Consider the following 6,409-nt stretch of genomic DNA (forward strand, 5'->3'; position numbering starts at 1 on the left):
CGCGAGAATAACCCTCGGCGGGCTGTCCAGCTTGCTCTCCTGCGAGTAAGAAATACCTGTTTCGGAACTCTTACGGGCAGCATCAAGCACCGCCTTTGATAGGCCAACATAGCTCAGGTTTTGAAAGACCACCCGCCCCAGCTGATGCCAGAACGCAACGAACATGAATAAAACAAACAGCTTGTACCACTCGTGATAAACCAGACCCGCCAGCGGGAACAGATAGTCAGAGGTGAAGTTGAGATACCACCGCTCAATCAGATTGAAATCGTGCATAACCCTTTCCCGAAAATAACAGACGATGCAGTCGGCATGACATCCAGCCCCAGCTGGATGAGAGTCAGGCAACGCCCCAGCGTTGAATGGCTCGTTCATGTTTATGACGATTGCGTTCAGCTTCGTCATAAATGCCAGCAACTTCACGCCCCAGCGTGAAATGCGCAGCACCGGAGAGACAACGAACACGCCCCAGCGTGTGAGAAGAAAGCGCCACTCCCCAGAGTGGTGGTTTCTGGTGTCTCGGCCCCCGTCAGGGCAAGCTTTAGCGCCGCCTGACCAACCCAAGAAAGACGCGACGTTCAGGAGCGGATTTTTTGGGTTGGTCAGGCGTGAGCCTGACGGGGGCCGGGTGAATTTCTGGTGTGGGCGGCGTCCAGCCGACCTAAGCCAGAAAGAGGGGTAAACGCTTGAGAGAAGAGGGCGTCCAGCCCGCTTTACGAAAGGGTTTACCCCTGAAACCTGACGCGCCCTAGCGCGGCGGGTTTATCGCCCTGACAAGGGCGAAAGGTAGGTGACAGAAGTGGGAGAGTCAATGAGGTTAATCAAGAAACTGATGTTAAAACTAATAACATGAACGTATGTAGCGCTCGCCGCAAGACCTGATTAGGGAGCCATTGCGAAGCACTGGCGAATCTGTCAGGTCGAGGAAGCGCAAAGGAACCGGAGATCAAAAGGAGCAACGGACGCCCGAAAGCTAAAGGATGCGCGCTGCGTTTTTCCATAGGCTCCGCCCCCCTGACGAGCATCACAAAAATGGACGCTTCAAGTCAGTGGTGACGAAACCCGACAGGACTATAAAGATACCAGGCGTTTCCCCCTGATGGCTCCCTCTTGCGCTCTCCTGTTCCGACCGTGTCGCTTACCGGATACCTTTCCGCCTTTCTCCCTTCGGGAAGAGTGGCGCTTTCTCATAGCTCACTCTGTGGTATCTCGGCTCGATGTAGGTCGTTCGCTCCAAGCTGGGCTGTGTGCAAGAACCCCCCGTTCAGCCCGACTGCTGCGCCTGTTCCGGTAACTATCGTCTTGAGTCCAACCCGGAAAGACACGTAAAAACGCCACTGGCAGCAGCCATTGGTAATTGGGTTAGCAGAGCGGCAATGTGTAGGCGGTGCTACAGAGTTCTTGAAGTGGTGGCCTGACTGCGGCTACACTGGAAGGACAGTTTTGGTAACTTGTCTAACCCCCCGTTGACAGTTACCTCGGTATCTGCGCTCTGCTTTAGCCAGTTACCTTCGGAATTCATTGTTGGTAGCTTTGAATCCCGGCAAACGAACCACCGTTGGTAGCGGTGGTTTTTTTGTTTACAGGGCTGGAGATTACCTTTCGGATCAAAGGATCACAAGCAGATCCTTTTACACCCGCCATAAAACCCGCACTCTTTTTGATGCCACCCCCATAAAATTGATCGCCATATCCGGCAGCGCGATAACCAGCGTGAATGCCGATATAACCACCCCGACACATATACGCGCCAGTATCATCAGGGCGACCAGCTTGCCCAGAATCCCCAGGAAAGACACAGGCAAAATATCGAGGATGAACGGGAACGCAAACAGAAAGACCAGATGCAGCAGCCCGCTGGCTATCATACCCGCAGCCGTGAACCCGATAACCATCAGAGAGGGACGCAGAATAACGTCAGCCATACAGCTGATAAGCTGCTCGATGTAAGCCCGGCGGCGCAATGCATCGCCGCCAATACAGGCAAGAGCAAAGAACGAGGCCATCGTGGTGCCAGTCACAACATACACAAACCAGAAAAGCGCCCCGCCAATAAAAGCGATCAGCGGCACAAAGGGCATCAGAACCCCCAGCGTGTAGCCCACGAACAGCAGAAAAGCCCCGGTCACAAAGTAAATCGGCTTCATGACTTTAGCCTGCCATGTGTTTCCCTGTATGGCCTGAAAGGTTTGCAGTGCCTGCCAGGCCATAAGCGCCTGTTGCCCTAACTGCTGGGCTGCCAGCATTGGAGAGTCGCCGTTCTCAATGCTTTTTATAGCCGCATCTATCGAGCGAAGCGGAGCCTCCAGCGCCTCGACCATCAGTGAATTAGGATCGCTGGCATCCGATGCGTCGGGCGTGGCCAGAGCTGAAAGAGGCAGGAAAAACAACGCCAGAAGAAAGATTTTTAAAGTTCGCATGTAACGTCCTTGCGGGAAGTTCCCCCTCAGCAGAGGGGGACAGAAATTTAAAGCCGGTTCTCAATAACACGCGTTACCTGTGGAATGCTGTAGCCCGTAGTGCGCGATGTACTGAGCATCGCCCTGGCTTCTGCGTGTGCATCATCATTCCAGCGGCTGAGATGTTCCTGATAGATTTCTTTGACCTTTGCACGTTCGGAGGGGGGAATAACGTAACAGTCACCTCCCTTGTGTGGGAGGTTGTAGCGATACCGCAAACGGCTGATATCCGTTTCCGAAAGACCAAACCACTTAACGAGTTGCGGCCTGCTCGCACCAGCCCCCAAAAGCTCCTGGATAAATGCGCGTTCAGAGTCTTTTCGATCAATCAGCTCGTGCAGCTCCGCAAGATCGACCTGCATTGTCAGATGGTACTGGGCGTAATAAACAGCAAACTCCCGTAGTTCTCCGACGTTCATACGCTGAATAGCGGCGATGAAATCCCGCGATATACCCAGCCTTACCGCCGCTGTCAGCGGAAGATTCGCCAGGTTTAAAAGCATCTGCTGCATAACATCAGCATGAAAACGGGGTAAAGCATCGGTTAGACTAACGTTAGCCATGATCAAAATCCTCAGTTTTGGTTGTGGTTAGCGGTCAGTCGGAGGGTCCAAGCTCCGGCAGGCCGCGTCAGGTTATTTACTGCTTAAATCATTGTCGGCTGTTTGCCTGGTCGTAAACGTCATCCCCGGAACGCTTTCCTACAGCAATCACAAGCAACACAATCCGGTCGTCGCAAACCTCATACACGAGCCGATAGCCCGATGATTTCAGTTTGATTTTGTAGCGGTTAGTTCTCCCGCTCAGACGCGACGCCGGAACGTGGGGATTTTCCAGCCGTTCAGCGAGCTTTTTCTTGAACTGTTCCCGGACTGGATGCCCCAGTTTCTTCCACTCCTTGAGCGCCCGGCGATCAAAGTCGAGTTTATAGGTCATCGAGAGACACGCTCACGACGTCCGGGTTTTTCATGCGTTCATCTGCAATAGCGTTTAGTTCGGCATCTTCCGCCAGCTCGCGATAATAGGCGTAAAGCTCTGGCGGTACGCAGTAGAACGCGGGTTCATTACGGTTCAGAATCGCAACCGCATTCCCTTCGCCCTCTGCGACAGTTCCCATAGGGTTACGCTTCAAATCGGTAATGCTTGCCGCGGTGCTGGTGAGAATCTGATACGTCATAAATTATCCTCTCATCAATCAAACAAAACCCATTATAGCACCTTTAAAGACACCACAAAAAGCACCTTATTGCGTAACGGGTAATAATATTTCTGGCTTATTAGCGACAAAAAGAACCAGTAGCGCCACAAAAAGCGCCAGATATGCCAGCTTTCTGACGGACACATCACGGCGACCGATCCGCAGGTAATAGCGCGTGATTACTGCGTATTCCTGCCCGTCTATAAACTCTCTCTTTTTCCTGAACATCAAAGTTCCTCCAGTGTTTTGAACTTAAATGGCGCAAAAAGCCGCGCCGGGTCGAGGGTTGCAGTTTTCCGGGCTTCTCCGGTCGTCGGATGGACGATTTCATCCACGCCCGTGATGGCCTTTTCCACCCGCAGACGCGAACGCGCATCCGGGCAGATGTACCAGATTTCATCAATTCCGTGCGCTTTGCGGTTAAACAGGTAGTTCGACACGATCTCTTTGTACCGCTTGCGGCTTTTCACGGTGCGCTCGATCTCGAATGCCAACGTTTTCCCGTCCACCGTAGCCAGCGCGTCAGGCTGCTTCAGGCCATTACTCTTCAGGGCATTCATGTAGCGCCAGTTCGTTGCGCCCCTGGCCTCCATGCGCAGCCGGGTTCGCTGAATATCCAGTTTGTGCGCCAGCGTGCTGACCGCGACCGATGACGGCTGAAACGCGGTTAAATCTTCTAACGGCTCATCATCCGCAAAGGAGAACGCAACGCCGTGCGGCGTCAGCCCCCACAGGCGCACGCTGCGCCCTTCAATCATGAAATTGTGATGCCGCAAATAACCTTTGTCGGTCATCTTGTTGAGGAATCGATAAACAGGCTGTATAGCCTCCACGCCAAGCAGCTGCGCGACCATCTCCGCAGTGGTGCAGTATTCGTCGCGCAGGAAGCGCAGCACGATATCGATCTTCTCCTCGTTCCGCGCCATGCGTTTCTTGTAGTCCGTTCGGTAATCAACAGCAGCAGACATCAGTACAGCTCCTCAAATGAACTTGTTTTTTTCTCCTGAACGGTGCCGGAAGCGGGCTTATTCTCGCCTGTATGCGCCTCTGCGGGCTTTTCTCCGGCATCAACACCCCATTGCATACCCATCGCATCATAATCGCTCAGGTCGAATTCTGGGGCGTCTGGAACGTCATCATAGAGTGCGGCGATCGGGTCGTGTTTTACCAGTGCAACCGCCTCGCTTAATGCGATGGGGGCGGGGTTCACGGCAATGTGATGTGTGAAAGCCTGTTTTGCCGTTCCCAGCCCCGTCAGAACGGCGAAACCATCCGGCATGTGCTGAATCATGTTGGTATCGAACAGGTAGCGCTTATCCTGCTGGAGCTGCACATCATGCCCGACCAGCTCAACGTTGCCGCGTTCGCTCGATACCTTCCGGCGCTCGGTATCGACAAGGATTTCCCCTGTCTGCTGGCTGGCCCACTCTGCCGACTCGAAGTTACTGGCACGGTAAAACCAGCGAATCGGGGTATTGTCCGTGATACCGGTTCGCACAAAATCCGGGTTCAGATCGGCGCCACACTGACCGAAATCCCCCAGAGACTGGTGCGCAAGCAGCAGATGAGCGCCCTTACTACGGACAGTACCCAGCGCATTAACGACATATTTCGACAGCAGGTATTTAATCTCATCCACCATCAGGTTGACCGGAGCAACCTGCGTCGGCTGTTCACGACCGTTGATAATCTGCACACAGCGGGCGAACAGCATTTTTTGCAGACGGATGACGCTCTCGTCCTCCGTGGAACCCACGATATACAGGACGCCACCACCGTTAAGAACGGCCTCGATGTTAACGCCGCCAGCCGTCTGCAGGGCGCTGAGTTCTGCAACGTTCTCCAGCTTGCGGATAAAGCCTTTAGCCTCTTTTTTCAGCTCGTCCGGGAGCTGGTGAGCCGCCGCCAGAATGCTGCTGATGTTTGCATCTCCCCCCGGGAACTGCCGTGCAATCAGTTTGGCGGCGTGCTGCTCATTCACTTTATGGAAATCAGCAAGGTCGTTATTTTCTGCCAGGTTAAAGCCTGCAATCAGCAGGTTTTCAAGATCGTAGGTGCTGACTCCGCCGAACGGGTTAATCTGCGCGGGCTTACCCTTACGCAGATCGACCAGCTGGAAACGGTCACAGTGCGCCCGGAAGACGTGCGGCGCAAATTCATCATTTTTCGGATCGAAATACACAACCGCATCACCATAGCCGGCTGCGCACTGAACGAGCGCGTTCGTTGCCATAACGCTCTTACCGGAACCCGGAACCCCCAGGATCTGAATGTTGGTTTTCTTCCAGATATCGCGGGCGATGTAAATCGGCTCACCCTGTTCATCAAGCCCCAGAAATACCGAATCTCGCGCCTTTGCCGGAGCGAAATACTCCAACGGGTCAAAATGTACCCGTTCACCAAATGCCAGCGTCCTGACGTCAGTCAGGGCACCCTTGCGTTGCGCGGTTTTTTTACGGCCAGCGGCAAGCTGTGCGTTAACTCGCTGATCTTCACTTCCCAGCCAGGCATCAACCCACATAAACCGCACCAGACGTGACAACACTTTGCCAGCCAGCACCCCGCCGACAATCCACGCCGCGCCATAGTTATTCCAGGGCAGGAACAGCCAGCGGATGGAATCATTCCGGTCGTAAGGAGCGCCAACCATATCCATTCCGATACCAACACACAGTACAGAAATGAACAGGACGACATAAAACAGCGTAACCACCCCCAGCGAGCTGAAGGCATAACGGTACAGACGGCGACG

General features: G+C 53.9%; 9 protein-coding genes. 1 reads left to right on the plus strand and 8 read right to left on the minus strand.

All coding sequences use genetic code 11. The features are described from left to right. Positions 1 to 276, minus strand: a 276-nt coding sequence (locus tag ABGB15_RS22475; RefSeq protein ID WP_369064413.1) for a hypothetical protein, incomplete at its 3' end; no start/stop codon positions are given. Positions 277 to 1,247: 971 nt separating this feature from the next. On the opposite strand from ABGB15_RS22475, the gene ABGB15_RS22480 reads away from it, so the two are divergent. Beyond that, the gene (locus ABGB15_RS22480) at positions 1,248 to 1,418 is read left to right on the plus strand and encodes a replication initiation protein (RefSeq protein ID WP_369064414.1); all 171 of its coding nucleotides are present in this window, start codon (positions 1,248 to 1,250) and stop codon (positions 1,416 to 1,418) included. A gap of 213 nt (positions 1,419 to 1,631) precedes the next feature. On the opposite strand, the gene ABGB15_RS22485 is transcribed toward ABGB15_RS22480, so the two are convergent. From ABGB15_RS22485 to ABGB15_RS22515, 7 genes are all read right to left on the minus strand, one after another. After that, positions 1,632 to 2,420, minus strand: coding sequence for a hypothetical protein (locus ABGB15_RS22485; protein ID WP_369064415.1), 789 nt, complete (start codon positions 2,418 to 2,420; stop codon positions 1,632 to 1,634). Between the two features lie 47 nt (positions 2,421 to 2,467). Further along, positions 2,468 to 3,022 carry an STY4526/YPO1902 family pathogenicity island replication protein gene (locus ABGB15_RS22490; protein ID WP_369064416.1) on the minus strand — a complete coding sequence of 185 codons (555 nt, stop codon included), beginning with the start codon at positions 3,020 to 3,022 and terminating at the stop codon, positions 2,468 to 2,470. An 88-nt stretch (positions 3,023 to 3,110) separates the two neighbouring features. After that, positions 3,111 to 3,395 carry a type II toxin-antitoxin system RelE/ParE family toxin gene (locus tag ABGB15_RS22495; protein ID WP_135495636.1) on the minus strand — a complete coding sequence of 95 codons (285 nt, stop codon included), beginning with the start codon at positions 3,393 to 3,395 and terminating at the stop codon, positions 3,111 to 3,113. After that, entirely contained in the window at positions 3,385 to 3,636 is a 252-nt protein-coding gene (locus ABGB15_RS22500; protein ID WP_135495637.1) for a type II toxin-antitoxin system Phd/YefM family antitoxin, read from the minus strand. Before ABGB15_RS22500 ends, ABGB15_RS22495 begins: the two co-directional genes overlap by 11 nt. A 66-nt stretch (positions 3,637 to 3,702) precedes the next feature. Then, on the minus strand, positions 3,703 to 3,885 hold the full coding sequence (locus ABGB15_RS22505; RefSeq protein ID WP_369064417.1) for a hypothetical protein: 183 nt from the start codon (positions 3,883 to 3,885) through the stop codon (positions 3,703 to 3,705). Further along, positions 3,885 to 4,625, minus strand: coding sequence for a MobC family replication-relaxation protein (mobC, locus tag ABGB15_RS22510; RefSeq protein ID WP_369064418.1), 741 nt, complete (start codon positions 4,623 to 4,625; stop codon positions 3,885 to 3,887). Before mobC ends, ABGB15_RS22505 begins: the two co-directional genes overlap by 1 nt. Further along, positions 4,625 to 6,409, minus strand: a 1,785-nt coding sequence (locus tag ABGB15_RS22515; RefSeq protein WP_369064419.1) for a type IV secretory system conjugative DNA transfer family protein, incomplete at its 5' end; no start/stop codon positions are given. The genes ABGB15_RS22515 and mobC, both read right to left, overlap by 1 nt.

It is taken from the genome of Enterobacter sp. MALB-1, assembly GCF_041021625.1.
GTDB classification, from domain to species: Bacteria; Pseudomonadota; Gammaproteobacteria; order Enterobacterales; family Enterobacteriaceae; genus Enterobacter; species Enterobacter oligotrophicus.

Excerpts from the sequence above, each read along its gene's own strand:
- ABGB15_RS22485 (WP_369064415.1), bottom strand. The coding sequence starts at position 2,420 with ATGCGAACTTTAAAAATCTTTCTTCTGGCGTTGTTTTTCCTGCCTCTT.
- ABGB15_RS22490 (WP_369064416.1), bottom strand. The coding sequence starts at position 3,022 with ATGGCTAACGTTAGTCTAACCGATGCTTTACCCCGTTTTCATGCTGAT.
- ABGB15_RS22495 (WP_135495636.1), bottom strand. The coding sequence starts at position 3,395 with ATGACCTATAAACTCGACTTTGATCGCCGGGCGCTCAAGGAGTGGAAG.
- ABGB15_RS22500 (WP_135495637.1), bottom strand. The coding sequence starts at position 3,636 with ATGACGTATCAGATTCTCACCAGCACCGCGGCAAGCATTACCGATTTG.
- ABGB15_RS22505 (WP_369064417.1), bottom strand. The coding sequence starts at position 3,885 with ATGTTCAGGAAAAAGAGAGAGTTTATAGACGGGCAGGAATACGCAGTA.
- mobC (WP_369064418.1), bottom strand. The coding sequence starts at position 4,625 with ATGTCTGCTGCTGTTGATTACCGAACGGACTACAAGAAACGCATGGCG.